The sequence below is a fragment of the Halomonas maura genome (assembly GCF_030409305.1).
GTDB classification, from domain to species: Bacteria; Pseudomonadota; Gammaproteobacteria; order Pseudomonadales; family Halomonadaceae; genus Halomonas; species Halomonas maura.
Window position 1 is genome coordinate 208,643 of record NZ_JAUFPQ010000009.1, and the last position, 25,946, is coordinate 234,588.

Genomic DNA, 25,946 nt, shown 5'->3' on the forward strand with positions numbered 1-25,946 from the left:
CGAACCGTGCCAGCCTCGTGTCGCGCTAGCCGGAAAGCACCGTCGGCAGCCACAGCACGATGGTCGGCCAGATGCTGATGATCAGGGCGGCGAGGCACATCAGCGCGAAGAAGGGCGCCGCCGCCAGGGCCACTCGGCCGATGCTCTCGCCGGTCAGCCCCTGCAGCACGAAGAGGTTGAAGCCCACCGGCGGGGTGATCTGGCCCAGTTCCACCATGATCACCAGGAAGACGCCGAACCACAGCGGGTCGTAGCCGGCCTGGACGATGATCGGGAGTAATCGGTGCCTGTCCCTCGTTACTCAGCATGGCTGCTGATGAGATCTTTGGTCTGTATGGTGGGATTGAGCTTGATGGTCTCAGAGTGTTCGCTGGGAAGCGAAGAGAGCCAGCGCCTATTGGGCCATATTCGCTTTCAAGAGCTCATCAAGCCATTCCGGTGCCAAGGCTGTGATGAGCTCTCTCGCGAGCGGTTCAGGCATGTGGAGCGACTCGATGGCATGCTTGATATGTGCATGATGACGCGCCTTTAGATCCCTGAGTGCTTCGCCCAAGGCGGTGGCAATCACTCGCTGCCCGTACTCATCGCATGCAATATCCCATGCCGATGGAGGGATCTGGCCCCATTCGCGACGCATCATGCATAGATCCAGGATATCTTTGATGTGATTCTGATATCTATCGGCATTGGCCGTCAATTTGGTTGCAAAGCAGCCTTCGTGGTTCACGCAGGGGATGGGGAAGCATGTCTGTTGGGTGTCGGGCAGCAACCTGTCATTGGCAAAGTTGATGATTTCGAGCTTGATGGGGCGCTGTGGGCCATCCAGTAAGGCACGAATGGCATCCCGGTCAGCACGAATGTCCCGGTTGTCCCAAAGCGGCAACTTCTCTCCTTGGCGTAGTAGCTTGCCAAAGCTGATGTTTGTCACTGTGGATCTAGCGGCCCGATAAGCCTCCTTGCCGATACAAAAAAGGTCGATATCCACCGATTCACGAAATTCGTCGAGTTCGAGTGCAATACGTGTACCTCCTCCGAACAGGATGTGGCTATCGCGGAGGAAATCAGGGTCAAACCGGGAGAGGAGCGCACCAATGGCTTGGTGGTGGGGGCGTGTAAACATCATGCCACGAGCATATGGCCGTGGCCGTAAGTCCGGGCCAGCTCGGCAATCAGGGCGCGCTCGTTGTCGAGTAGGCGATCTTGCGCCACGAAGCGCCATCTCTCTTCATAGAGATGGAAGGCCACCTCGGGGTTGATATAATCGTCGGCACGGTCCCAAAGGATGGCATCGAGTTCGGGATAATCGCATCGATTGATGAGAGCGGTTTTCATAGGTTCACCAGTGAAAGACTGGGTGATACTTCTAACTCCTTGATATTCTAGTCTCCTGCATGTAGGGCGTCAAAACGAGCCTAGCCCCTCAGGTCAGGGGCAGCATGACACGCTAACCCCTATGGCGTCGATGCCCTTTCCGCCTTGAGGCGCGGGGTGTCGTCGCTCCTTGACGCGGTTTAACCCTCCCTTTCGACAGCACCCGGCTCTGGTTGGCCGGGTGCTGTCGTTTGGGCGGGGGAGGCAGGCCGATGAGCAGCCCTACAGATCCAGCCGCCGAACCCATGGCGTGTTCTGGCGACGTGGCGGGGCCAGGTGAGGCCCGCCTCATGCTAGACCCTGCCGCCCTTCATGATCATCAGCAGCCGGGTTTCCGGGTCGGAGAGGGCGGTGATGTCGTCCAGCGGGTGTCGCGCACCAGCAGCAGGCCGGCGCGGGCGCCGTGGAGTAATCGGTGCCTGTCCCTCATTACTGCGGCCATGGCCGAGCAAGAGCCGGGTGGGAAGGCCCGGCGCGACCTGGCGGCCAGGATGGCGGATGCCTGGTGCGGGCAGGAGCGCAACCCCGAGAGCTACCCGCAAGGCTGATTTCCCGCCGCCACCCCCTAGATACGACGACGCCCGGCTCAGTGATCTGAGCCGGGCGTCGTCGTTGCTGGGGGCCGAACCGTGCCAGCCTCGTGTCGCGCTAGCCGGAAAGCACCGTCGGCAGCCACAGCACGATGGTCGGCCAGACGCTGATGATCAGGGCGGCGAGGCACATCAGCGCGAAGAAGGGCGCCGCCGCCAGCGCCACGCGGCTGATGCTCTCGCCGGTAAGCCCCTGCAGCACGAAGAGGTTGAAGCCCACCGGCGGGGTGATCTGGCCCAGTTCCACCATGATCACCAGGAAGACGCCGAACCACAGCGGGTCGTAGCCGGCCTGGACGATGATCGGCAGGGTGATGGGCAGGCTCATCACGGTGATCGAGATGCCGTCCAGGAACAGCCCCAGCAGCACGTAGAACAGCGCCATGGCCAGCAGCAGGGCCACCGGCGAGAAGCCCTGCTCGGCGATCCAGCCGGCCAGCTCGCTGGGCAGGTGCAGGTAGCCCATGGCGGTGGAGAGCAGGGCCGCGGCCACCAGCAGGCTGCACACCATCACCGCGCTGATCAGCGCGCCGCGCAGGGCATCCATGAACAGCACCAGCGTCAGCTGGCGCTCGCACAGCAGCAGCAACAGGGTGGCGGCGCAGCCGACGGCGGCGGCCTCCGAGGGCGTGGCGATGCCGCTGTAGATGGCGCCGATGACGATCACGATCAGCCCCAGCACGGGTGCCAGGTCACACAGCGCCCGCCAGGCGCCGCTGCCGCTGTCCTCGGCCTTGGGGGCCAGGCCGGGGTCGAGCAGGCTGCGCAGGGCCACGTAGCCGACGTACAGGGCCGCGATCAGCAGCCCCGGCAGCACGCCGGCCATGAACAGCTTGCTGATCGAGACCTCGGCCTGCACGCCGTAGACGATCATCACGATCGAGGGCGGGATCAACAGCCCCAGGCTGCCGGCGCCGGCCAGCGAACCGATCGACAGGCTGCGGTCGTAGCGGCGCTCGGCCAGCTCGCGGGTGGTGATCTTGCCGATGGTGGCGGTGGTGGCGGCGCTCGAGCCGCTGACCGCGGCGAACAGCGTGCAGCCCAGCACGTTGGTGTGCAGGATACCGCCGGGCAGGTGGCGGGTGAGCGGCGTCAGGCCGCGGAACAGGCGCTCGGAGATGTCGGAGCGGAAGATCAGCTCGCCCATCAGGATGAACAGCGGAATCGCCGACAGCTCCCAGCTGTTGGCGGCGCGGAACAGGATCTTGGAGAGGATCAGGCCGATGCGTTCGGCGTCGAAATCCCCCAGCCCCCACAGCGACAGCATGGCGACGATGACCAGGCCGGCGAAGACCCAGCTGCCCAGCGCGAGCACGCCGAGCAGCAGGCCGATGACGCCGGCCCCGACGAGTAGCATCTCCATTCAGTGGTCTCCGGCGGCGAAGGCGTGGCGCTGCACCAGGATGCGCAGCGAGCGAACGATGAGCACCAGGCACAGCAGGTAGAGGCCGACGAGCACCGCGCCCTGGGGGATCCACAGCGGCGTCTGGGCCAGCGTCTCGCTGACGATGCCGCGGGCCTGGCTGCGCTGCACGGCCAGCGTCCAGTAGCGGGCCAGCCAGCCGAAGGCCAGCAGCGCCGAGACGCTGGCGAACAGCTCCAGCGGCCAGCGCCAGGCCCGGGGCAGGCGCTCGAGGACGAGCGCCACGCGGATCAGCCCGTCCCGTTCGAGGGCGTAGGGCAGGCCGAGGAAGGTCATCGCCGCGACGCTGTAGCCGATGTATTCGTCGAGGATGAAGGTCGAGTGGCCGAACAGGCGCAGGCCGATCTCGAGCAGGATATGGCCGAGCATGTAGACCACCAGCAGCATGGCCAGGCTGGCGCCCAGCGACGCCAGGGCGCCTGACACCCGGCCGAGGGCATCGACCAGCAGGCTGGCGACGCCGGGGAAGGCGGCGCCGTCACGGCGATGCTGTGAACTCATTGGCCGCTCTCTTGGCCGCTCTCTTGATGGAACGCCTCCAGGATGCGGGTGGCGCGCTCGCCGGTGGTCTCGCGCCAGTCGTCGACCACTGGCTGGGCCGCCTGCGCGAGGCTGTCGTGGAACTCGGCCGGCACCGGATCGTGGATGCTGACGTCGTGCTCCTCGAGCTCGGCATAGTTCTGCGCCACGCGCTCCTTCACGACCTCCCAGTTGTGGGCGTCGGTCTCCTCGGCGGCCTGGAGGATCGCCTGCTGGTCGGCCTCGCTCAGCTCCTCGAAGGCGTCGCGGTTCATGTGCACCATGTTGAGCGGCACGGCGTACTGGATGGCGTTGAAGTCGCTGAGGTGCTCCCAGAAGCTGCCGTTGGCGCCGGCCTCGGCGGAGGTGAGTACCGCCTCGATGCCGCCGGTGGCCAGCTGGGGCACCACGTCGGCCCAGGAGAGCTTCACCGGGGAGGCGCCGGCGTTGACCAGGGTGGCGGTGCCGTTGCGGTCATAGCTGCGGATCTTGAGGTCCTCGAGCGCTGCCATGCTGGTGACGGGGCCCTCGGACCAGATGCCGCTGGCCGGCCAGGGCGAGGCGTAGAGCAGGATCTGGTCGTTGTCCTCGAAGACCTCCTCGTATTCCGGCCGGGCGATCTCGTAGAGGCGGTGGGCGGATTCGACATCGTCCGCCACGAAGGGCAGCGACGACAGCAGGAAGATGGGATCGATACCGCCCAGGGTGCCGGACAGGCTGTCGGCGATCTGCACCGCGTTGTCGGCCACGGCGTAGAAGTGATCCCCGGAGCGGAAGCCCAGCGCGCCGCCGGTGTGCAGGGTGATGTCGACGTCGCCGTCGGTCAGCGCCTCGACGCGCTCGATGAACCAGGCGTCGCCCTGGGCATGGATCGAGCTGGCGTTGTATTCGTTGGAGAAGTCCATGCGCGTGGCCGAGTGGGCGGGCAGGGCAGCGGCGGCCAGGCCCAGGGCCAACAGGGGGAACGCCGCAACGGCGAACGGTGGGCGAGAGGTGCCAGTCATCAGCGGGTTCCTTGTGCGTTGTAATCGTTTACTGATTCAGCATCCTCAAATTTGCCCTGGCCTGGGGATGCCGTCGCGACCTCTAATGTTCTGTCGGCGGCACGTGGCCACCGGTGGGCCGATCGGCGAGTGCGATGGCAATGATCGGTCCCGAGGCCGTCGAGGCCCGCATGATCGCTTGGATGGGTGCGCACGATGGCTGGGTAGGTTCCACTGACCTGTTGCGGCTGTGCCTGCCGAAGGGCATGGACCCGTCGGTGAGCAGCCGGGAAGCCCTCGACGAGATCGCGACTCACTGCACACACGGCCGCGCAACACGCTGGACTGGCGAACCTCGCTGGACGCCTGTGCCGAGGTGCAAGCCATCGCTCTCCGGTCGAGCACCCTGCAACAGGGCTGCAGCTGGAAAGGAGGTTCCCGATCTTGTGAAAACGAAGTCCCCATGTGTGAGGCGTTTTCTAGATCATTCCACAGCTTTTAATAAAAATTAAGGCCATGACTAGTGGGGCTAGCTGAAGGAATAGCAATGTGGCATTTCTACGCTTTTTTGCGCAGTATCTTTTTTTCATGTCCAGATCTCGGCGCTGCCTTGTTGAAGCTCTATGGTTTTGAAAACCTCTTCTACCGTGGTGGCGTGATGACCTTCTGGTATCGCTCTAATGATTTTTCTCTCGAAGAAGCCTTTCTGGTTGCTCAAGTCCAGGAATGTTCCTTCTGAAATGGGTTGCGTTTCTTCTTCTGGAAGGATGAAGATTCTAGGTTGAAGCTTTCTTTCCGGGGTTTGTTCGATCACTATGGCAGTCTCCCCCGTGTCTAGCTCTACGGATGACCCGGGGGGATAGATCCCGATGCATTCAATGAATTTGACGCTCAAGAGCTTGTCAAAGAGTTCTCCGGCGTTCTCATATATTTCCTTCAAGGCATAGGTAGGCGGTTCGGCCGGGCTGTAAACCCGGTCACTGGTGATGGCATCATAGGTATCGACAATGGCGATGAGCTTCGCCTCATCGGACAAGTCTTCCCCTTTTTTCCCGTAGGGGTAACCCTGGCCGTTCATTCGCTCGTGGTGATCGCGACTGGTGTTCAAGACTATTTCGGGTAAGGTGTTGTCGCTGCTCAGAATCCTGTAGCCTTCCAGGACATGCTTTTTTATTATTTCGAATTCGTCAACGCTCAGCTTCCCCGGTTTATCCAGTATCTCAAGGGGGATGCTCATCTTTCCCACGTCATGCAGGATTCCCGATAATCCGACTTCTTCGATTCTGCGCGCTTCCCATCCGAGGTGCCTGGCGAATATCATTGCTAAAATGCCGACATTCAGGCAGTGTTCGGCAGTGTACTCGTTCTTTCTCTTGATTCTGGTTAGCCAGTAGAGAGCGTTTTTGTTTCTTGCGATGGAATCGGCAAAGTCTTTCACGACCCTTCTGGTTTCGGGGATGTTCTTGTGCCAGCTCTGCTTGTCTGACATCAATTTTTTTATCATTCTCTTGGCGCCGCTGTGTTCTTTTTTTATCCTCTTTATCTCTCTTCCAACACAGGGGATGGCTTTGAGTTGTGCGCGGCTGCCTGTTTCCGCGAGCGGTTTGCTTTCATTTTTAAAAGCCGTGTGGCGTATGGGGGTGGAAGGTCTGTTATATGACTCTTCAATGGATATATAGACGGTGCTGGCGTATTTTCTGACTTCCTTGATATCGCTTTCCTTGGTTATGAGGACACCTTCTAATGGAAAGGGGGTTTCAAGCCAAGGGCGATCTAGCTCGGCAACATACATCCCGATCTGTAATGCTGAAACAGGAATGTTGATCAAGTTCCTGTGGGCTGGGATATCATCGTTTACCATTATCGTAATACCCTTACATCCGAGATGTCTGAGGTGTGGCCCCTGACCCTGTCAGCTACCTAGGTGGTATGGCATCTAGCTCTTTCGTACTAGCAGACTCGGCCTCACTAAGCAAGAGTGTTGTTACAGGATGTTACGATGATTTTTCCTCAAGGGATTGGTTTTTCGAGCTTTTTTTCGATGGTCGCCCGGCAGGTGGTGATCAGGGGCGTTTCTATACGGCTCATGCCGTCAGGTTGAAAAATGTCATCAAAGCGCCAGCCGAGGCGACCAAAGGGCAGGCATTGAAGGTTTTACGTTTTCAACATACTGATTTTGATAGAATGTTGGAGAAATCCATGCGCGTGGCCGAGTGGGCCGGCAGGGCAGCGGCGGCCAGGCCAAGGGCCAACAGGGGAAACGCCGTATCGGCGACATGCTGTCTGCTGCTGGATGAGGTGGCCATCGTCCATGACCCGGCCTGGTCGGATCGGGTGCATAACGTGGCGGCGGCCCGAGCGGTGGAGGGAGAAGGTCCGTCGGGCGGCCGAGCGCAAGGCGAAACGTGACACGGCCCGGAACCTGATCGCTCGTACCGAGATGGATGACCAGATGATCGCCGGGATCGCCGGCCTCCCCGTGGCGGACCTGACCCAACTGCGCCGTGAGGCCAGGCACTGAGCCGTTGACGCGCAAAGCTGCTGGCCTCTTGGGTGGTCTACTTTGCCCCCAGGCGTTCCTACTCCGCTCGGTGCGTGGGAACCTGTACCCGTCCCCGATTACCGCGTCCCGGATTACCGCCGCCAACATCATGAGTCTGATCCAATCGGCCAAGCTGAACGGCCATGAGCCCTATGCCTATTTGAGGAAGGTGCTGGAAAGACGACCGACGCAGAACGCCAACAAGATCCATTAGCCCTGACGCATCACTGGCAGCGAGGCGACTGATTACCCCCGAAGGTGATCGCCATTCGACTACGTATATTATTGTATGGATATGTTTTTGCAGAGCTTTTTTTGACAAAGTTCTGTGTTGTGCAGCTTGTTTTATCCTCCTTGACTCGTGCTAAATTATTGTCTAATTCTTCAGTTGACCCATAAGGATTTTGCGTGCGGTATTTGTCGTGCGCCGCTGGTTATTTTGCATTGTAACTAGGCGGTACTTTCCCCAGGATTCAATTCTCAAGGTGGATAACGATATGAATACCATTAAAGCACTACTGTTCTGCATATGGATTTTACCAGTCCTTGCTATGGCGCAAGAGTCGGACTCCGAGAAAGCAGAGACGACGTCACAGCAGGCTGGCACCGAGACATCAGAAGCGGCCCAAGGTGGCGCCAACGGCGGCAGCCAGGAGCCAGCGGAACAACCCCAGGAGCCAGAAGCATCCGGCGGTCAGCAGGAGAAGGGCGCGGCGACTGCCAGCGGTGAGCCGTTCATGACTGAGCAGACGAGCGACCAGATTCGCTCCGACCAGCTCGTGGGCAGCTCCATCCTCAACCCCTCGGGCGATGAAATCGGCAAAATCGATGACCTGCTGCTGGATCAGGACGGTCAGGTGGTCGGCATCGTCGTGGGGGTCGGCGGTTTTCTGGGCATCGGCGAGAAGCATGTCGCCCTGACATGGCAATCCATCGAGATTACCAGCTCTGGAGAAGGTGCCGGCTATCAGGTCAATACGACCGTGGACAAGGCCGCTCTCGAGAATGCGACGGCTTTCAAGACACAGGAACAACAGCAGGCTGAGCAGCAGCCAGCCGAACAGGAGCCAGCCGAACAGGAGCCAGTCGAGCAGGAGCCAGTCGAGCAGGAGCCAGTCGAGCAGGAGCCAGTCGAGCAGGAGCCAGTCGAGCAGGAGCCCGCCGAACAGGAGTCAGCCGAACAGGAGCCCGTCGAGCAGGAGTCGGTCGAGCAGGAGTCAGACGAGCAGGAGCAACAGTAATCATCGTTGGCCGGATGCCGGTACGAGCTGCCTGTGCCGGCATTCACCACCGCCATCCAGAACCAACGCAAGACCCTGTGGTGTGCGTAGGACGAGGCCAGCCCTCGGGGGCGTCCCGGGGGAGAATCTGGGAAATCTGTACCCGTCCCCGATATTTCCGCCTGCTCAGGCCACGGGAATCTGTACCTGTCCCCGAATATTCGGTAGCGTGCCTTGCGCATGGCGGAGTCGCCAGTCGTCGGCACCGCGGGTAGTGGTGCAGGACAGGTGCGGCCGCACGCGGGTAGCGTTGGGATCACTCTTCGAGAACGACTCTCACCCTGACGGGGCTCGTGGCTCGCTTGCTTGATTGCTCACTCTTCGATTTGTCTTGAGTCAGGGACGGTCATGATGGATTTGCTTGTTGTAGGACTGGGTCACGCATGACCTGGCAGATGCTGCTTTCCCTGGGGACCGTGCTCGCGGTCCTCGCCACGCTTGCCTTCAGTCGTATCGCGCCCGACGTGATCCTGGTCGGGGCCCTGGCGTTCCTGATGGTCGTCGGTGTGTTGACGCCTGCCGAGGCCCTGTCCGGCTTCTCCAATCCCGGCGTGATGACCATCGCCACCCTCTATGTGGTGGCGGCAGGGCTCAAGGAGACCGGCGCCATCCAGTGGCTGGCCCATCGGCTGCTGGGTCAGCCGCACCGCCTGCGGCAGGCCCAGCTGCGGGTGTTGTTGCCGGCCTCCGGCCTCAGCGCCTTCATGAACAACACCACGGTGGTCGCCATGTTCATTCCCGCCGTCCAGGAATGGGCCGGTCGCCTCCGTCTGCCTCCCTCCAAGTTGCTGCTGCCGCTGAGCTTTGCGGCCATCCTGGGCGGTACCTGCACCCTGATCGGCACCAGTACCAACCTGGTGGTGGATGGGCTGTTGCAGAGCGAGATGAATACCCACCTGGCGATGTTCGAGCTGGCCTGGGTCGGCGTTCCCCTGCTGATCGTGGGGGGCGGCTTCCTGTATCTGTTCGCCGACCGGTTGTTGCCCAACCGCCAGGGGGCCCTGGAGCAGCTGGAGCGCGCACGGGAATACGCCGTCGAGGTGTCGGTGCTGGAGAAGGGCCCGCTGGTCGGCAAGACCATCGCCGAGGCGGGGCTGCGCCACCTCAGCCATGGCTACCTGGCGGAAATCGAGCGGCATGGCCACCTGCTGACGGCCGTGCCGCCAGAGACCGAGCTGCAGGCCGGCGATGTGCTGATCTTCATCGGGGCGCCCGAGTGTGCCAGGGAGCTGCGACGCATCCATGGGCTGCGACCCGCCGGCGGAGACGTGCGCAAGCTGGACATCGACCATCATCGCCGCTGCCTGGTCGAGGCGGTCATCGGCCCGGATTTCGCGGGCCTCAACCAGACGGTGCGGGAGTCGCGGTTCCGTTCGCGCTATCAGGCCGTCATCCTGTCGATCTCCCGCCACGGCAAGCGGCTCCCGGGCAAGCTGGGCGACATCTCCTTCCAGGTGGGCGATACCCTGCTGCTGGAAACGGCCCAGGACTTCGTCGACCAGTATCGCTACCGCAAGGATTTCCTGCTGGTCAGCGCCCTCAACGACTCCACGCCGCCGGACTTTCGCAAGGCGCCCCTGGCACTGGGGATTCTGGCCAGCATGGTGCTGGCCAGTGCCAGCGGCTGGCTGAGCATCCTGGAGGCGGCGCTGCTGGCGGGGGGCGCCATGCTGGCGACACGTTGCGTGCCGGCCAGCAAGGCCCGCCGCTATGTGGATCTCTCCGTGTTGATCGTGATCGGCGCCTCGTTCGCCCTGGGCGCGGCGATGACCAAGACGGGGGCGGCCAGCCAGATCGCCCAGTGGCTGATGTTCCGCGATGACCTGGCACCCTGGCTGGCGCTGGCGCTGGTGTACCTGATGACGGTGATCTTTACCGAGCTGATCACCAACAATGCCGCGGCCGTGCTGATGTTTCCCATCGCGGTCGCCATGGCCGAGCAGCTCGGCGTGAGCTATATGCCGTTCACCGTGGCGATCATGTTCGCCGCCTCGGCCAGTTTCATGACCCCCCTGGGGTACCAGACCAACCTGATGGTGCTGGGGCCGGGGGGCTACCGGTTCCTCGATTATGTTCGCCTCGGCGCCCCGCTGAGCCTCATCGTCGGGACGACGGCGGTGGTGCTGGTGCCGGTGGTATGGCCGTTCTGACCCCAGCCTGACGCGAGAAGCGCTAAAGCTGGAAGCTGGACGTCACACCCTAATACCGGCCGGATCGCTGGCGTCCAGGCGGCGTGCCTGGCGGTTCACGATATCTACCGGCGGCCTGTCCCCGTTCATGAGCGCGGGTCTTTAGCTGCCTGTCCCCGATCATGACCGCGATGATGGGCGTGTACGTGTGGCCCGGCGGCGCCTGCGCGCGCCGGGCTACACTGGCGAGAGAATCGTGGGCCGATCATCCGCCAGGGAGGCCGTGCCATGGAGTATCCGAGTATCGAGCATCACGGCGGCGCCGACGGCGTGACCGGTAGCTGCCATCGCCTGCGCGTGGCCGAGGATCGTTCGCTGCTGGTGGACTGTGGACTCTTCCAGGGCCAGGACGCCGAGGGGCAGGATGGCCTGGCACGGCATCGGGTGCGCTTCCCCGTCGACGACGTGCTGGCGCTGGTGGTCACTCACGTGCATATCGACCATATCGGCCGGCTGCCCTACCTGCTCGCCGCCGGCTATCGCGGGCCGATCCTCTGCTCGGTGCCCTCGGCGCGATTGCTGCCGCTGGTGATCGAGGATGCGCTCAAGATCGGTTTCACCCGGGACGCGGCCCTCATCGAGCGTTTCCTGGCCGAGGTGGAGGGCCGCCTGGTGGCGCTGGACTATGGCGCCTGGCATACGCTGCTCGATGACCACCGTCATCGCCTGCGGGTGCGGCTCCAGCGTGCCGGTCATATCCTCGGCTCCGCCTACGTGGAGGTGGACGCCCTCGACCGCCTCGGCGGGCAGGCGCAGCGCACGGTGTTCAGCGGCGATCTCGGCGCGCCAGGCTCGCCGCTGTTGCCGGCGCCACGCTCGCCGTGGCGGGCCGACGTGCTGGTGCTGGAGAGCACCTATGGCGGCCGCCGCCACGAGGATCGCCGCCAGCGCCGGGCCCGCCTGCGTGCCGCCATCGAGGGGGCGCTGGCCAACGACGGCACCGTGATCATCCCGGCGTTCAGCATCGGTCGCACCCAGGAGCTGCTCTACGAGCTGGAGGAGTTGATCCACGGCGACGGGGACGAGCGCTGGCGCGCGCTCGAGATCATCGTCGACTCGCCCCTGGCAGCGCGTTTCACCGAGGTGTATCGCGAGCTCAAGCCCTGGTGGGACGCCGAGGCGCGCCGCCGCCTGGACCATGGCCGCCACCCGCTCAGCTTCGACAGCCTGTATACCGTGGGCAGCCACGCGGAACATGAGCGAACCCTGGACTACCTGGCCGAGAGCGGCCGACCGGCGGTGGTGATCGCCGCCAGCGGCATGGCCAGCGGGGGCCGAGTGGTCAACTACCTCAAGCGCATGCTCGGCGATCCGCGCCACGCCGTGGTGTTCGTGGGCTACCAGGCCGCCGGCACCCCGGGGCGTGACATCCAGCGCTACGGCCCCCGGGGCGGCTGGGTGAGGCTCGACGGCGAGCGCATCGAGATCCGCGCGCGTGTCGAGAGTGTGGCGGGCTACTCGGCCCATGCCGACGGCCGCGACCTGCTCGACTTCGTGCGGCACATGCGCCACCCGCCCGGGGAGATCCGCCTGGTGCATGGCGAGACCGAGGCGAAGCGGGCGTTGAAGGCGAGCCTCGAGGCCTGGGCCGAGGAGGCGGGGCACGCCCTGGCGGTGACGCTCGCCACCGAGACCCGCTGACGCCATCCCGGTTCCTCGAGGAGCCTGAAGGATCCCGCGCAGCCTGGTCGCCTGCACCGGCTATATCCGCCGCGGCCCGTGGCCGCCATGCTCGCCAGGGCGCTGCCCGTGTGTCGTCGGTGTTGGGGCCGTCTCGCTGGCGAATTCCGGAACCAGGGCGATGCGAGGGAAACTGTACCTGTCCCCGAATTATGGATGTGGGAATTGCGTTGGCCCGCCGCGAGCGGGCCTAGCCCTAGCCTTCGCTCGTCGACTTTTCAGACGGCGCCTAAGAGTACTTATCTATAGGGGTGGCTGCATGCCCGTCATGGAATACCATCACTTTGTTGCGGCCACCTTGCTTCGCCTTATACATCGCCATGTCAGCATTATTTAGCAAGGCATTCTTGTCTTCAATCGATGCATCCAGGTAGGCCACACCCACGCTACATGTAATGTTGAAAGATATGTCGTTTGTCTTGACTTCGATCTCGGATATATCGTTTCTGATTCTCTCCAGGAAAGCTAGCGCCCCCTTCGCTGTGCACTCGGGCAACAGCAAGCAAAACTCCTCGCCGCCAATTCTGGCTGCTACATCCGAAGCGCGCACGGAAGAGTTCAAGTAGGCTCCAATTTTTCTGAGCACGTCATCGCCGACCGCGTGGCCGTAGCGATCGTTAATCGACTTGAAATGGTCAATATCCAGCAAGGCTACGGCAAGCCCATGTCGATACCGCTTGTTTCTGTCGAACTCTTCGGCGAAGCGTTGGTCGAATTGTCGCCGATTATACAAGCCCGTTAACTGGTCATGTGAGGCGATCTTCTCCAGCTTCTTGTTGGCCTCGTTGAGCTCTTGCGTTCGTTCGTCTACTTTTTGCTGCAAGTTTTCGGTTAGCTCCCTGATGGCTTTGATCATGTAGGCGAAGTGGTTGGTCAGCTCTTTGGCCTCTTGCCAGCTGGTGGGCTGGACTTGTGGCGGCTCGAGTTTTCCGCTAGCGGCTCTGGCGGTATGCGTTTTCAACCTTTCTATCGGGCGAGAAATGTAAAAGGCCAGCGCGACACCCACGCCTATTGCGATCACAACAATGATGAGTTCAGCGATGTAGATCAGGGATTGGTTTTGCGAAGCCAGCTGATTGACCTCCGTTTCATTGACCTTTGCCACCAGCCCCCAATCCAGCTCAGGAATATAGCGGGTGGACGCAAGTACGGGTTGTTCGAGGTAATCTGGAGCTTCGCTCATGATCCTTTCATTGCCAAGCAACGCCTGAGTAATCGGCACGTCCAGCCTGTCTTTTGAGACACGCCGCTGGAAGGCGGCCTGGTGATCATATTTGAGGGGTACCGCGAAAAGAGCGTCACCGCTTTCGTGACGGACGGCAAACAACCACTCCCCAGTCTTGCCCAGCCCGGTACGATCTCTCACCAGGCTGGTGATGAAATTCGTGTAGTACCGAATCTCGATATAGCCGACCGTCTCATGATTGAGTCGCAGCGGCTCTCGACTCAACGCAATTATTTCGTCGGCTTCAGGAACGAGAGATATCTGCGCTCTTAATGGCCCCTGAATATCAAGCTTTTCATTTATCGACGTGTCAGTGGTTGAAGCAACGGGTCTTCCCCTTCGATCGTAAATGCGAATATCTTTCAGATGGGTTAACCCATTCTTGGCATCATTGATGATTCTGGTGATCTTTTCCTGATGAGATATGTCCCCTGTTTGATTCCACTGTTCCAGGCTGATTCGCATTTGCGTACGACTGGAGATCAACGCCGTGTTGTCCTTGATTCTGTCGACAGCAGTCAATATGCGCTGTTCGGCAATCTTTGACATTGACGAGAGGTGGTGGGCGAATTGGTCGCGGGCGTAGTGCCCTGAAATATTGTTCAAATAATTCAGACCGAAAAAAAGCGGAACCGCTGACATCGTTATAAATGCCAAGATCAACAAGTGTTTTAGCTTCATCTGTCGGATTCCTGAGCCGATATATCGAATCATGTCATGATTGTTCCTGTATTTTAAGTGAAGCCTGCGTCATCCATTTGCTGAAGCGCTGCAGACATCCCGCTGCATCTGTCTGACGGCCTTCGGCAGGGTAGACGCTGGTACCCCTGTCCTCGTTGGACCAGCGCCTCCAGCGCAGCAGATACATCTTGCCGAGACCGAAGATCAAGACCAGCAGAAGGTCAGCCGTCGCGAGCGGTTTCTGGTCCCGATGGCGGCCCTGGAACCCTTGCAGGGGTTCAACCAGGCGCTGTCGCCGTCCTGCTTCCCGAAGGCTAGCGAGGACGCCCTCCCATCGGGTTGGAGCATTTGCGGCACGTCTACTGCCTTCTCCAGTGGTCGGCGTGGGCCGATGAGGCACTTGGGGATATCACCTACGATCGTCAGGCCATGCTTGATGCCATCGCCATCGATCCGTCCATCGAGAGCGTGCCGAATGCCGCCATGTGGCCACGTATCCATCATCTGCGGAAGCAGAGTGTCTTGCCCCAGCGGCTCTTCGGGGAGTTCCACGCTTTTCTGGAAGTATACGGCGAGGTGAATTACCCAGGCATGAACCACTACCTGAGCGAGCAGGATGGCGCTGGGGGATATCTCTACGGTGACCGGATCGCCGGTCAGGGGGAGTCGGACGGGCACGTCCGCCTCGGAGGGCTCGGTAGTCTCCTGCATGCCGGTTCCTTGTCGCGTCCCTGCCATTCCCGGTCGTGGTGAAAGGCGAATGCCTCTCAATCTAGGTGAACGAGTCGGACGCGACAAGCCGTGGGACGCCGAGTTGGACAGCTTTCTCGCCCGGCACACCGCTGTGCCCGGGCTGCCGATCGCTTGAACGCCGCTCCGGGGTCGGCTGTCGGCCTGTCTTGTCGGGGGTGGCCACGGCTTCGGGCCCTCCCTTCGCCCTATCAGGCCCTGCTGCCGCGTTGTGGCCTTGGCGGCGGGTCTGTATCCTTCCTGAGCCAAGTCGTCCTGGCTTCTTACCAGCGCTTTCGGCGCATGGTCGGCGGCGAGCGTAGAGCCCTCTCGAGCACTTGCGTAAAATGACGACATCATCGACGGGGGTCGGCACGGGGAGCGAATCTCGCCCGCCGGTCCCCCTGTATCTGAAGGGCGTGGGAACAAGCCCGGGAGAATCCCCGGGCGGTAGCGTGCCCGCGCCCAGCCCCGCTTATTGCCGTGCCATGTGTGGCATCATCGCTGTCGGCCACTTCGGTTGCGCCTTGAGACTGCCACCGGCATGACCGTGCCTTCATCAACCGAGACCACTCCGCCTCCTATGCCCATCAAGACCCTCTGCGTGTTCGGTACGCGTCCCGAAGCCATCAAGATGGCGCCGCTCGCCCTGTCCCTCGCCGCCGATGATCGCTTCGATGCTCAAGTGTGCGTGACCGGTCAGCATCGGGAAATGCTCGATCAGGTGCTGGACCTGTTCGATCTGGTACCCGACCACGATCTCGATATCATGACGCCCGGCCAGGATCTCACGGACGTGACCACGGCCATCCTGCAGGGCATGAAGGGTGTGCTGGGCGAGGTCAAGCCGGATATCGTGCTGGTGCATGGCGACACGGCGACCACCTTCGCCACCACCCTGGCCGCCTACTACCAGCAGATTCCCGTGGGACACGTGGAAGCCGGCCTGCGCACGGGGAACATCTACAGCCCCTGGCCGGAAGAGGCCAACCGCAAGCTCACCGGGGCCCTGGCCGAGCTGCACTTCGCGCCCACCGAGCGCTCCCGGCAGAACCTGCTGGAGGAGGGCGTCGCCGCGGCCAAGGTCCATGTCACCGGTAACACCGTGATCGACGCCTTGCTGGATGTGGTGCGCAAGCTCGAGACCAGCAGCACCTTCCAGCAGCAGTTCAGCGAGCAGTTCGACTTCCTCGACGCCAGCCGCAAGCTGATCCTGGTGACCGGGCATCGGCGCGAGAGCTTCGGTGGCGGCTTCGAGCGCATCTGCCAGGCCCTGCACGATACGGCCGCCGCCCACCCCGACAGCCAGATCGTCTATCCGGTGCACCTGAACCCCAACGTGCTCGGGCCGGTCAAGCGGCTGCTCTCGGACATCGACAACGTCCACCTCATCGAGCCCCTGGATTACCTGCCGTTCGTCTACCTGATGAACCGTGCCCACCTGATCCTCACCGACTCCGGCGGCATCCAGGAAGAGGCGCCGTCGCTCGGCAAGCCGGTGCTGGTGATGCGCGATACCACGGAGCGCCCCGAGGCCGTCGATGCCGGTACCGTCAAGCTGGTCGGGACCGACGTGGAACGCATCGTCGGCGAGCTGCACAGCCTGCTGACCGATAGCGGTGCCTATGAGGCGATGAGCTACGCCCACAATCCCTATGGCGACGGCAAGGCCTGCCAGCGCATTCTCGAGACGCTCGCCGACACGTTCTAGGTTCCGGCCCCGAGTCGGCACTGTTTTCTAACAACACTTTACTCTCATTCATTGGATCGATTCATGAACTACGACACCATCTCCGTTATCGGTCTCGGTTACATCGGCCTGCCGACGGCGGCCGTCATTGCTTCTCGTCGCAAGAACGTCATCGGCGTGGATGTGAATCAGCATGCGGTAGACACCATCAATCACGGTGACATCCATATCGTCGAGCCGGAGCTGGATATCGTGGTGCATGCCGCGGTGAAGGAGGGCTATCTTCGTGCGGCCACCAGCCCCGAGCCGGCGGACGCCTTCCTGATCGCCGTCCCCACGCCATTCAAGGCCGAGACCGGCAGCAGCCATGTGCCGGATCTCACCTACATCAAGGCCGCGAGCCAGTCGCTGGCGCCGGTGCTCAAGGCGGGCGACCTGGTGATCCTGGAGTCCACCTCGCCGGTGGGGGCCACCGAGCAGATGGCGGCCTGGCTGGCCGAGGCGCGTCCCGATCTCACCTTCCCCCAGAGCCACGGCGAGGCGTCCGATATTCGCATCGCCCACTGTCCCGAGCGGGTCCTGCCGGGCCATGTGGTGCGTGAACTGGTGGAGAACGACCGGGTGATCGGCGGCATGACCGCCAAGTGCTCCGCCGCGGCGACGGCGCTGTACCGGATCTTCGTGGAAGGGGAGTGCATCACCACCACGGCTCGCACCGCCGAGATGGCCAAGCTCACCGAGAACAGCTTCCGCGACGTGAACATCGCCTTCGCCAACGAGCTTTCCATCATCTGCGACAAGCTGGATATCAGCGTGTGGGAACTGATTCGCCTGGCCAATCGACATCCCCGCGTCAATATCCTGCAGCCCGGCCCCGGGGTGGGCGGCCACTGCATCGCCGTGGATCCCTGGTTCATCGTCAGCGAGACGCCGGACGAGGCACGCCTGATTCGCACCGCCCGGGAAGTCAACGACGGCAAGCCGCAGTGGGTGATCGACAAGGTCAACGAGGCGGTAGGCAAGTTCCTCAGCGCCAACCCCGACAAGACGGCCAGGGACGTGACCATCGCCTGCTTCGGGCTGGCCTTCAAGCCGGATATCGATGATCTGCGGGAGAGCCCGGCGTTGAAGATTGTCGAGTCCATCGTCGCCAAGCATCCCGGCAAGTCTCTGGTGGTGGAGCCGAATATTGCCGAGCTGCCTGAGGGGAAGTTGGGTGATGCCCAATTGGTCGATCTGAATGGCGCGCTGGAATCGGCGGATGTGCTGGTCATGCTGGTGGATCACAAGCCATTCAAGACCATCACCGTAAACGACACTGATCGCGACTACCTGATTGATACCAGAGGCGTTTGGGCGGAAAAGGCCTGACGTTTCCGTCTTGACAAACTAATTCCCTGGTTACAAGGCTAAAGGTATTGCGATGTTGATGAAACTGAGGATGACGGCAAGAGGAAAGACAGCCTCGCGGAAAATTGCCGAAGCATTAGGTGTGTATTCATCTCTTGTCTCGGCAAGAAAGCGGATGCGGAGAGCGGCTGGGTTGGTTTCTTCGCCACAATCCTTGGTTTCCTATGCAAGAAGCAAGGCCTATCGCAGCCACTTCTCACGTGCGAGTCACACATTCTATAAGCAAGGCAATATCAGTGGCGCCTTGAGTATCCTGGAGGACCTCAGGAGTAAAGGCGTCGCATTCAGCAAGAAGCATCAAGCACTGTATGGTGTTATCCGGGGGCTGGAACGACTGAAAGGTGGCGCCTCTATCCCCCCGCCTCAGCCCAATGCCGGCTTGTTTACGCGTCGCCAGACTGTGCTCTACTGCCTGCACCAGTCGGTGCCCCATACCACCAATGGTTACTCGACCCGCTCCCACGGTGTGGCGGCGGGCCTTCGGCAGGCAGGCTGGCAGGTGCGTGCCACCACGCGCCCTGGCTTTCCCTGGGATGTCGGCGTCAAAGGGCTCGACAAGGGCTGCCACGTGGCCGAAGTGGACGGGGTGACTTACGCCGCCGTGTCCGGCTGGAGCCTGGCCAAGACCCCGCTGGATTACTACCTGGCCGAGGCCGCCGATCACTATCTGCGTGAGGCCCAGACCAGCGGCGCCGAAATCATCGCTGCCGCTTCCAACCATATCACGGCACTACCCGCCCTGTTGGCGGCTCGCCGGCTGGGGCTGCCCTTCGTTTACGAGGTGCGCGGACTTTGGGAGGTGACCCATGCCTCCACCCAGCCGGAGTGGGCCGGCTCCGAACGCTACCACCTGATGCGCGAACTGGAGCAGCAGGCGGCCCGCGAGGCGGACCTGGTGATCACCCTGACCGAAGAGCTCGCCGATGAGCTGGCGTCGTGGGGCTTGGCCCGCGAGCGCATTGTGGTGGTGCCCAACGCCGTCGATGCCGAGCGCTTCCAGCCCATGTCTCCCGATGCCGAGGTGGCCAGGGAACTCGAGCTCAAGCCCGGTGTGCCGGTGATCGGCTATGCCGGCAGCGCCGTGGCCTACGAAGGACTGGAACTGCTGATGGAGGCCCTGGCGCAGCTCAAGGCCCGAGGCCAGGACTTCGTCTTCGTGCTGGTCGGCGACGGCAAGGTGATCGATACCGTCAAGGCCACGGCCAAGAGGCTGGGCATTCAGGAGCACTGTCGCTTCACCGGGCGGGTGCCCTTCGATGCCGTGCCGCGCTACCTCTCCTGCATGGATATCATGCCGGTGCCGCGCCTCTCGTCTGCCGTCACTGAGATGGTCTCGCCGCTCAAGCCCCTGGAAGCCATGGCTATGGGCAAGGCCGTGGTGCTCTCCGATGTCTCCCCCCACAAGACCCTGGCGGGAGATAACCAACGCGCCCAGCTGTTCACCAAGGATAGCGCCGACGACCTCAGCCGGGTGCTCAAGGCGCTGATCGACAGCCCCTCTGAACGCCAGCGCCTGGGCCAGGCGGCCCGCGCCTGGATCGAGCAGGAGCGCACCTGGAACCATGTCACCAGTCTCTATGCCGAGAGCCTGGCGCGCGTGCGGACGAGCCGCCACAGGCCTGACCCCGCTGCCCCGGCCAAGTGCCTGGAACAGATCACGCTGGGCCTGATTGCCGATCAGTTCACCACCGACACCCTGGCCAGCGCCGTCAGGGTAGTGCCGCTCTCGCCGGACAACTGGCGACAGGAACTCGCCCGGCAGCCCATCGATGCCATGTTCGTGGAGTCGGCCTGGAAGGGCAACGACGGGCAGTGGCACCGCAGGGTGGGCGACTACGGCGTCGAAGAGTTCGCTCCGCTGACGGAGTTGCTGGAACACTGCCGCCGTCAGGGTATTCCCTCGCTGTTCTGGAACAAGGAAGACCCCGTTCACTTCGAGCGCTTCCGCAAGGCGGCCAGCCTGTGTGATCACGTCTTCACGACCGACAGCCGTCGGATCATTCCCTACCTGGCCACCCCCGGTGCGCTGAGCCGGACGGCCAGCAGTTGCCCGTTCTACGCCTCACCGAAGCTTCACAACCTGCTGCCTTCCACCCGCGACTGGCAGCCCACCGCCGCCTATGGCGGTACCTACTACGGCACGCGCTATCCTGAGCGTACCGAGTACATGGACAAGATCATGAGTGCGGCCGCCCCGCTGGGCCTCACGATCTACGACCGCCAGCACGACGACCCGGCATCCCCCTACAAGTACCCCGGCGGCCTGGGCGGCTATGTGGCCGGCGGCCTTGCCTACGATGAGATGATCCAGGCCTACAAGGCCCACCCGGTGCAGATCAACGTCAACTCGGTGCTGGATTCGCCGACCATGTTCTCGCGGCGAGTGATGGAAGCCGCCGCCTGCGGTGCGCCGATCCTCTCCGGCCCCGCGCTGGGCATGAATCGCTACCTCGAGGGCGTCGGGCAGGTAGCGCGCACCGAAAGCGAGGCCGCGCAAGCGCTGGAGAACCTGTTGCATCACCCGGCCTACCGCTGGCGGATGGCCATGAAGGGCGCCCGTGCGGTGATGCGCGCGCATACCACGGAGCAGCGTTTGACGCAGATGTTGCGCACGGCAGGCCTGGTGATGATGGCACCTGAATCGCCGGCGTTGAGCATCCTGGTTTCAGACATCACCACGACTGCCATGCAGCGTTTGCTCGCCCAGACGCTACACCCTCGGCGGGTCGTCGCCGGCCAGTGGCAGGCCGGCACCCGGGCCGGCCTGGAAGCCGCCGGTATCGAATGTGCCGCGCCGGATGGCGAGATGACCCAGCACGATACCCTCTGGCTGCTGGCCGATTCTCGTACCTTGGAAGAGCTCGAGCCAGAAGACCTGGAAGACCTGGCCTGGCCGACCCGCTACGCCCCGCATCCGCGCATCGGCTTTTTGCGTGATGCGACTCCTGCAGAAGGCCAGTGGCCCGGGGTGGCCCTGGAGAGCGGCGCCGTTGCTCACGGTTTGGCGCTGATCCGCCCACCGGCCGGCATGGCACTCAAGGCCCTTGACGAGTGGGCCGCTCAGCAGCCGACGCTGGCCCTGCGCAAGCCCGCGAAGTCCCACGAACAAGCCCCCAACGTCCCGCCAAGGAAGACGGTGGTGATTGCCGGTCATGACCTCAAGTTCATCAAGCCGTTCTATCCCTACTTCACCCAGGCGGGGATGCGACTGCTGCTCGACTTCTGGAGCGGCCATAAGCAACACAATGAAATGGCCAGCAAGCGCCTATTACGCCAGGCCGATACGGTGTTCTGCGAGTGGATGCTGGGCAACGCCATCTGGTATGGCAAGCACAAGCGGGAAGGGCAGCGGCTCGTCGGGAGGCTGCACGCCCAGGAGCTACGCAGCCCGCTGTTCGACAAGGTTCCGTTCGAGCAGTTTGAAACGGTGATTTTCGTTGGGCCGCACATGCTGCGCAACGCCCAGCGGCGCAACCCTGCACTGACAAAGAGCGGGGTGGTGATCTACAACGGCGTGGATGTGGAAGCGCTGAACGCCGTCCCACGCAAACAAACCAACGGCAAGGTGCTGGGCTTCGTGGGCATGGTGCCGCAAAGCAAGCGCCTGGATCGCGCGCTGGATGTCCTCAGGGAGCTGCGCAAGGAAGACGACGGCTATACGTTACGCATCAAGGGTAAGCGCCCAGAGGAATACGTCTGGATGGCCAACCGCCCGGAGGAGATGGCCTGGTACGAGGCCCAATACCGTCGGCTGGAAGAAGACTCGCTGCTGAACGGCGCGGTGCTTTTCGACCCCCACGGCAACGATATGCCCGAGTGGTACGCTGGCATCGACTATGTGTTGTCCGTCAGTGATCACGAAAGTTTCCACCTGGCCGTGGCAGAAGGCGCCGCTGCAGGGGCGTCTCCGGTGGTTCTTCCATGGGAAGGCGCGGATGACATTTATCCCTCGCAGTGGCTGTGTTCAGATGTGGCCGCTGCGTCTAACACCATCTCGCTTCTAGCAAACGAGCCGTTGTCGCGCCTTGAGACCAGAAGGCAGTCAGATGCTTCGTTTGTTGAGAAAAATTTCAAACGCGATGTTATCGCGAATCAAATTGTACGTAGCTTTTAGTGTTAAGGAGTCCTTGTGCTTTTGAATAATCGACAGCTTCACTTCAAGGTCACTGTCAATGGTCGAAGTGTGAGCTACCTTTACATACGTAAGAATGCGTGCTCAAGTTGGAAAAAGTTCTTTGCGGGAGTGTCTCCATACAGGGAGCATGCAAAAGAGTATCAAAACCTGTTAGGGTTCATGGGGAAATATCACAAGATAAAGACAGTAGCAGGTCTCAAGACAATACAGGAATCAATTATCGTGGTGAGGGAGCCGGCGGAGAGGCTTTTCTCTGGCTTTGTCAATCAATATTTGATGCGTCTGGATCGTCGCTCAACACTTCATGAATCTGTTGAGCAGCATACTGGAAAGCGGGCTGAAGATGTCTCATTTCATGATTTCTTGTACGCCTATGTGACCGACATAGGTGATGAAAAAGTCGATGCACATTTCTGGACTCAAAGCTCACACATGGCAGATATTCGCTATCATCATGTTTGGCCTATATCCCAGATGCATGACAATGCAAAAAAAGTGTTTGGCGAGCAAATTGCAGATAGTTATTTCTTGAAAAAATCCAACTCTACTCAGCAAATAGAGAGGCAGGAGATATCAGGCCCCCATAGTTCCTCAGGGGATATGTTTGATATTTATGAGAAAACAAAAAAGCTTCCAAAGTTTGAGTGCTTGGTGGATTCGAGTGCATCAAGGCAAATAAAAGACTTGTATTCTGACGATTATGCTCTCTATGAGCGAGCTCTCGGAGGTTAGCCTGTTCAGTAAATGGACGGGGTGTTCGTGATTCATGTGTTGCGGATGATAGTTCTCTGCAGTTCCCATCCGGATGGAGTGATATAAGAATGTTCGCAGGGTTTGGCTCGGCTAAAAAAATTGAAAGGCTCCTGGGTGATATTAAAAATAATGTTGACAATGATGACATTGCCACGCTGCAGGATGCCATAAGTGAGCTTGATGCCAAGAGTGACAAAAATGCAAGATCAATAAAGCACTACGTTGTCAACTCGCTGAAGAGTGCCGAAATCAGAAACTATCGCCAGATGGAAAGCCTCCACTGGTTAACCTATGGCCTGACCACTCGGCACCGCCTTCCACCCTTGAGGGGATGGGCATCTTCACCTGATTTGTTATTGGAGCTTCAGGACTTTATTTTATCGATGAAGCCGAAGTTAGTGGTCGAACTTGGAAGCGGAGTCTCCACGCTAGTCATTGCCGATGCCTTGAGGCAAAATGGAACAGGAAAGCTGATTTCACTAGAGCATTCGAGTCAATATGGCTCGAAAACTCAATTGATGTTGGAAAGGGAAGGGTTGTCAGCTTGGGTTGACTTGAAAATCGCTCCTTTAGAACCTTGGGAAGGCGAGCACCTGAGTGATGGTTCTGAAGAGGAGCTGTATTGGTATTCTCAGGAATGCCTGAAAGATGCTTGGGATGTTGACCTCTTATTGGTGGATGGTCCTCCTGCCTCGACGTGCAAGTTTTCTCGTTACCCGGCTATGCCGGCCGTTGTCAGCAGGTTAAAAGATAACGCCCAGGTATGGATGGATGACACTACGCGTGAGGAAGAGTCGACTATTTGCTCTGTTTGGGGTGAAACGTATGGTTTTTCTGTTGAGTTTGTAGAGCTCGAAAAAGGGCTGGGTGTTCTGAAGAGACAGTAATATATCTTTCCATGCAATAGTGTTGAATGGGAATGAGTTGTTGTCTATTGTTCAAGGAATAGCTGGCGGACTGTTACCCGAGGAAGTGCAATTTGTTTGAGAAAATCCTGACCACCTTGAGGTGGTCGTTTTCGGTTGGGAATAAGTTTTTTAGCGTGGTGCCAGGCACCACGCTGCTTATCATTGCGTCGACGCTTGTATCACAGCTCTCCATTCTTTTTGCGTTCCTCCTGCCTCTCAAGATCATAATGCTGTTGGGCTCGCCAGGTATGCCTGGCTATTTTCCCTCGTTCCTTTCTTTTTTTAGCCGCGACGTTCTGGTCTTGCTGCTTAGCTTGTGTGCCGTGATCTTTTACATGGTACACATGGTGTCTGAGCGGATTATCTTGAGGATATCAAGAAGTGGAGCTGAGGCTCTGCTGTTGAAGAGCCAAAAAATGATTCTTTTTGAAAACCAGGAAGAAGTGGCGAGGCGTGCCTTTCAGCGGTACTCGAGAAGTGTGGCTGGCGGTGTGTTCTTGCTGATGGTTTCGGCGGTCATTGGCCTTATTTATTCCGGGTTGTTGCTGTTTCTGGTTGGCTATATTATTTGCGTATTTTCTCTCTTTGGCTTTTTGTATGGCAAGAGCAGCAGGTTCAGGAAGGGGCTGGTTGAGGACCTGCCGAAATATGTCAACAGTGCGACAGGCGTAGGTTTTCTTTTGTCCTTCGGGTATATGGTTGGACAGTTTCTTTGGGGAGCCCCCCCAGGGATATTGATCGCCGTTATATCTTTGATATTAATGCGGCAGGGTTTTTCTCGGATTAATGGGCTTGTAAATGATTTGAAAGGCCTGTTCTTGCAGCGACTAAAGCTAAATGCTCTTTTTTTTCATGGCCATGTCCTGGTTTCAGAGGAAAAGAAGCATGAGGTAAGCTTCTGGACCTTGCTGGAACGCTCCAGTTGTGAGCGATGGATGCCATACGTCATTAGCCAATGGTGTGATCATGAAGTTGACAAGGTTGATATCGGCTGGATTCAGCTTGGTGTTCAGGATGTCGCCACCTTTCATGTCAAGTCATTGAATGACAGAGACGAGCTGGTTGATGAGTTCCTGGTTAAAGTCTTTAACGTCAATCGGGTTTCCCATGCCAAGCATGAGGCAACCCTCTTGTCAGAGCAGGGGCAGCTTCCTTCGTTGAAACTGTTGGGGGTCGAGGATGTAGAGGGGCTGCATTGTCATATCATGCATGGGAAGCCCGCCAAGAAAGTCTCGTCAGATAATGTGGCCGAAGCCAAGCAGGAATTAGCACTTTCCTTGCTTTCCTTTGAGCCAAGTAAGCAATTGGTGTCTCAGTTCAAGCGTTCACGGCCACCGCTTTGGCGACGAATCGATCAGCGGATGATTGATCGACTCTTGACAGTGGCTGATATGATCAGTCAACGACACTCTGATGATGTCAACATGTTTAAGAAGAGCATGGTTGAGATCGCCGGTCGACTCAGTGATATGCCCTTGATGATCGTGAATCCTGATACGGGAAGCGACTCGATTCGGGTTGATAAGGGTGGGCGTTATATTTTGTTGCACTGGGGGCGTTGGACGTTGGAGCCTGTTGGAGCGGGTTGGCCAATCATGCCAGAAGAGCTCGAGCGTCATATTGATGCACTGAGTGAGGCAAAGGCATCAAGGCCTGATCTAAGAGATTTGCATGAGTCGGACGTTCGACTCTCGGCCTTGGTGTATTCCCTCGAAAAGCAATATATGAGACAGAATTTTGTGGGTGCAATCAATACCATGCCTCGTATAATAGAGTCACTGGAAGAATCTCGTTGCCACCCCGTGGTTGCAGGTTAATTTGGATACTGGTTTAGGAGT

General features: G+C 60.1%; 18 protein-coding genes and 2 pseudogenes. 11 read left to right on the forward strand and 9 right to left on the reverse strand.

Annotated elements, in window-relative coordinates:
* Positions 1 to 25 precede the first annotated feature (25 nt).
* The 7 genes and pseudogenes from QWY76_RS03030 to QWY76_RS03060 form a co-directional block, all read right to left on the reverse strand.
* Positions 26 to 277, reverse strand: a pseudogene (locus QWY76_RS03030) (TRAP transporter large permease subunit); the annotation flags it as partial.
* A gap of 117 nt (positions 278 to 394) precedes the next feature.
* Positions 395 to 1,123, reverse strand: a complete 729-nt coding sequence (locus tag QWY76_RS03035; protein ID WP_290309632.1) for a nucleotidyl transferase AbiEii/AbiGii toxin family protein — start codon at positions 1,121 to 1,123, stop codon at positions 395 to 397.
* Positions 1,120 to 1,332 (reverse strand): hypothetical protein, encoded by a 213-nt coding sequence (locus tag QWY76_RS03040; RefSeq protein WP_290309633.1) that lies wholly within the window; start codon positions 1,330 to 1,332, stop codon positions 1,120 to 1,122. Before QWY76_RS03040 ends, QWY76_RS03035 begins: the two co-directional genes overlap by 4 nt.
* A 687-nt stretch (positions 1,333 to 2,019) precedes the next feature.
* The gene (locus QWY76_RS03045) at positions 2,020 to 3,324 is read right to left on the reverse strand and encodes a TRAP transporter large permease (RefSeq protein WP_290309634.1); all 1,305 of its coding nucleotides are present in this window, start codon (positions 3,322 to 3,324) and stop codon (positions 2,020 to 2,022) included.
* Entirely contained in the window at positions 3,325 to 3,885 is a 561-nt protein-coding gene (locus QWY76_RS03050; protein WP_290309635.1) for a TRAP transporter small permease, read from the reverse strand.
* Positions 3,882 to 4,907 carry a TRAP transporter substrate-binding protein gene (locus QWY76_RS03055; RefSeq protein WP_290309636.1) on the reverse strand — a complete coding sequence of 342 codons (1,026 nt, stop codon included), beginning with the start codon at positions 4,905 to 4,907 and terminating at the stop codon, positions 3,882 to 3,884. The genes QWY76_RS03050 and QWY76_RS03055 overlap by 4 nt, the downstream gene beginning before the upstream one ends.
* 565 nt (positions 4,908 to 5,472) lie before the next feature.
* Positions 5,473 to 6,747, reverse strand: a complete 1,275-nt coding sequence (locus tag QWY76_RS03060) for a cyclic di-GMP phosphodiesterase (protein ID WP_290309637.1) — start codon at positions 6,745 to 6,747, stop codon at positions 5,473 to 5,475.
* 68 nt (positions 6,748 to 6,815) lie between these two features.
* On the opposite strand from QWY76_RS03060, the gene QWY76_RS03065 reads away from it, so the two are divergent.
* The 5 genes and pseudogenes from QWY76_RS03065 (at position 6,816) to QWY76_RS03085 (ending at position 12,538) form a co-directional block, all read left to right on the forward strand.
* Complete coding sequence (locus tag QWY76_RS03065) at positions 6,816 to 7,295, forward strand: hypothetical protein (protein ID WP_290309638.1); 480 nt, start codon at positions 6,816 to 6,818, stop codon at positions 7,293 to 7,295.
* A 230-nt stretch (positions 7,296 to 7,525) separates the two neighbouring features.
* A pseudogene (locus QWY76_RS03070) lies at positions 7,526 to 7,674 on the forward strand (transposase domain-containing protein); the annotation flags it as partial.
* Positions 7,675 to 7,925: 251 nt separating this feature from the next.
* The gene (locus QWY76_RS03075) at positions 7,926 to 8,669 is read left to right on the forward strand and encodes a PRC-barrel domain-containing protein (RefSeq protein ID WP_290309639.1); all 744 of its coding nucleotides are present in this window, start codon (positions 7,926 to 7,928) and stop codon (positions 8,667 to 8,669) included.
* Positions 8,670 to 9,091: 422 nt separating this feature from the next.
* Positions 9,092 to 10,858 (forward strand): SLC13 family permease, encoded by a 1,767-nt coding sequence (locus tag QWY76_RS03080; RefSeq protein WP_290309640.1) that lies wholly within the window; start codon positions 9,092 to 9,094, stop codon positions 10,856 to 10,858.
* 267 nt (positions 10,859 to 11,125) lie between these two features.
* Positions 11,126 to 12,538, forward strand: coding sequence for an MBL fold metallo-hydrolase RNA specificity domain-containing protein (locus QWY76_RS03085; protein ID WP_290309641.1), 1,413 nt, complete (start codon positions 11,126 to 11,128; stop codon positions 12,536 to 12,538).
* A 268-nt stretch (positions 12,539 to 12,806) separates the two neighbouring features.
* Here the strand turns inward: QWY76_RS03085 and QWY76_RS03090 are convergent, their stop codons facing one another.
* Both QWY76_RS03090 and QWY76_RS03095 read right to left on the reverse strand, forming a co-directional pair.
* The gene (locus QWY76_RS03090; RefSeq protein WP_290309642.1) at positions 12,807 to 14,516 is read right to left on the reverse strand and encodes a sensor domain-containing diguanylate cyclase; all 1,710 of its coding nucleotides are present in this window, start codon (positions 14,514 to 14,516) and stop codon (positions 12,807 to 12,809) included.
* Between the two features lie 171 nt (positions 14,517 to 14,687).
* Positions 14,688 to 15,194, reverse strand: a complete 507-nt coding sequence (locus QWY76_RS03095; RefSeq protein ID WP_290309643.1) for a hypothetical protein — start codon at positions 15,192 to 15,194, stop codon at positions 14,688 to 14,690.
* A gap of 607 nt (positions 15,195 to 15,801) precedes the next feature.
* Between QWY76_RS03095 and wecB the strand changes: the two genes are divergently transcribed.
* The 6 genes from wecB (at position 15,802) to QWY76_RS03125 (ending at position 25,925) form a co-directional block, all read left to right on the forward strand.
* A complete protein-coding gene (wecB, locus tag QWY76_RS03100; protein ID WP_290309898.1) occupies positions 15,802 to 16,923 on the forward strand; it encodes a non-hydrolyzing UDP-N-acetylglucosamine 2-epimerase in 1,122 nt (373 codons plus the stop codon).
* 63 nt (positions 16,924 to 16,986) lie between these two features.
* Positions 16,987 to 18,273, forward strand: a complete 1,287-nt coding sequence (wecC, locus tag QWY76_RS03105; protein ID WP_290309644.1) for a UDP-N-acetyl-D-mannosamine dehydrogenase — start codon at positions 16,987 to 16,989, stop codon at positions 18,271 to 18,273.
* 52 nt (positions 18,274 to 18,325) lie between these two features.
* Positions 18,326 to 22,426, forward strand: coding sequence for a glycosyltransferase (locus tag QWY76_RS03110; RefSeq protein WP_290309645.1), 4,101 nt, complete (start codon positions 18,326 to 18,328; stop codon positions 22,424 to 22,426).
* A 69-nt stretch (positions 22,427 to 22,495) separates the two neighbouring features.
* The gene (locus QWY76_RS03115) at positions 22,496 to 23,179 is read left to right on the forward strand and encodes a sulfotransferase family 2 domain-containing protein (protein ID WP_290309646.1); all 684 of its coding nucleotides are present in this window, start codon (positions 22,496 to 22,498) and stop codon (positions 23,177 to 23,179) included.
* A gap of 89 nt (positions 23,180 to 23,268) precedes the next feature.
* Complete coding sequence (locus QWY76_RS03120; RefSeq protein WP_290309647.1) at positions 23,269 to 24,087, forward strand: class I SAM-dependent methyltransferase; 819 nt, start codon at positions 23,269 to 23,271, stop codon at positions 24,085 to 24,087.
* 92 nt (positions 24,088 to 24,179) lie between these two features.
* Positions 24,180 to 25,925 carry a hypothetical protein gene (locus tag QWY76_RS03125; RefSeq protein WP_290309648.1) on the forward strand — a complete coding sequence of 582 codons (1,746 nt, stop codon included), beginning with the start codon at positions 24,180 to 24,182 and terminating at the stop codon, positions 25,923 to 25,925.
* Positions 25,926 to 25,946: the final 21 nt, after the last annotated feature.

What these genes read in the sequence shown, in the direction of transcription:
- QWY76_RS03075 (WP_290309639.1), top strand. Translation starts at nt 7,926, where the DNA reads ATGAATACCATTAAAGCACTACTGTTCTGCATATGGATTTTACCAGTC.
- QWY76_RS03080 (WP_290309640.1), top strand. Translation starts at nt 9,092, where the DNA reads ATGACCTGGCAGATGCTGCTTTCCCTGGGGACCGTGCTCGCGGTCCTC.
- QWY76_RS03050 (WP_290309635.1), bottom strand. Translation starts at nt 3,885, where the DNA reads ATGAGTTCACAGCATCGCCGTGACGGCGCCGCCTTCCCCGGCGTCGCC.
- QWY76_RS03090 (WP_290309642.1), bottom strand. Translation starts at nt 14,516, where the DNA reads ATGATTCGATATATCGGCTCAGGAATCCGACAGATGAAGCTAAAACAC.
- QWY76_RS03120 (WP_290309647.1), top strand. Translation starts at nt 23,269, where the DNA reads ATGTTCGCAGGGTTTGGCTCGGCTAAAAAAATTGAAAGGCTCCTGGGT.
- QWY76_RS03095 (WP_290309643.1), bottom strand. Translation starts at nt 15,194, where the DNA reads ATGCAGGAGACTACCGAGCCCTCCGAGGCGGACGTGCCCGTCCGACTC.
- QWY76_RS03110 (WP_290309645.1), top strand. Translation starts at nt 18,326, where the DNA reads ATGTTGATGAAACTGAGGATGACGGCAAGAGGAAAGACAGCCTCGCGG.
- QWY76_RS03055 (WP_290309636.1), bottom strand. Translation starts at nt 4,907, where the DNA reads ATGACTGGCACCTCTCGCCCACCGTTCGCCGTTGCGGCGTTCCCCCTG.
- QWY76_RS03035 (WP_290309632.1), bottom strand. Translation starts at nt 1,123, where the DNA reads ATGATGTTTACACGCCCCCACCACCAAGCCATTGGTGCGCTCCTCTCC.
- QWY76_RS03065 (WP_290309638.1), top strand. Translation starts at nt 6,816, where the DNA reads ATGGCATCTAGCTCTTTCGTACTAGCAGACTCGGCCTCACTAAGCAAG.
- QWY76_RS03045 (WP_290309634.1), bottom strand. Translation starts at nt 3,324, where the DNA reads ATGGAGATGCTACTCGTCGGGGCCGGCGTCATCGGCCTGCTGCTCGGC.
- QWY76_RS03060 (WP_290309637.1), bottom strand. Translation starts at nt 6,747, where the DNA reads ATGGTAAACGATGATATCCCAGCCCACAGGAACTTGATCAACATTCCT.
- wecC (WP_290309644.1), top strand. Translation starts at nt 16,987, where the DNA reads ATGAACTACGACACCATCTCCGTTATCGGTCTCGGTTACATCGGCCTG.
- QWY76_RS03085 (WP_290309641.1), top strand. Translation starts at nt 11,126, where the DNA reads ATGGAGTATCCGAGTATCGAGCATCACGGCGGCGCCGACGGCGTGACC.
- QWY76_RS03040 (WP_290309633.1), bottom strand. Translation starts at nt 1,332, where the DNA reads ATGAAAACCGCTCTCATCAATCGATGCGATTATCCCGAACTCGATGCC.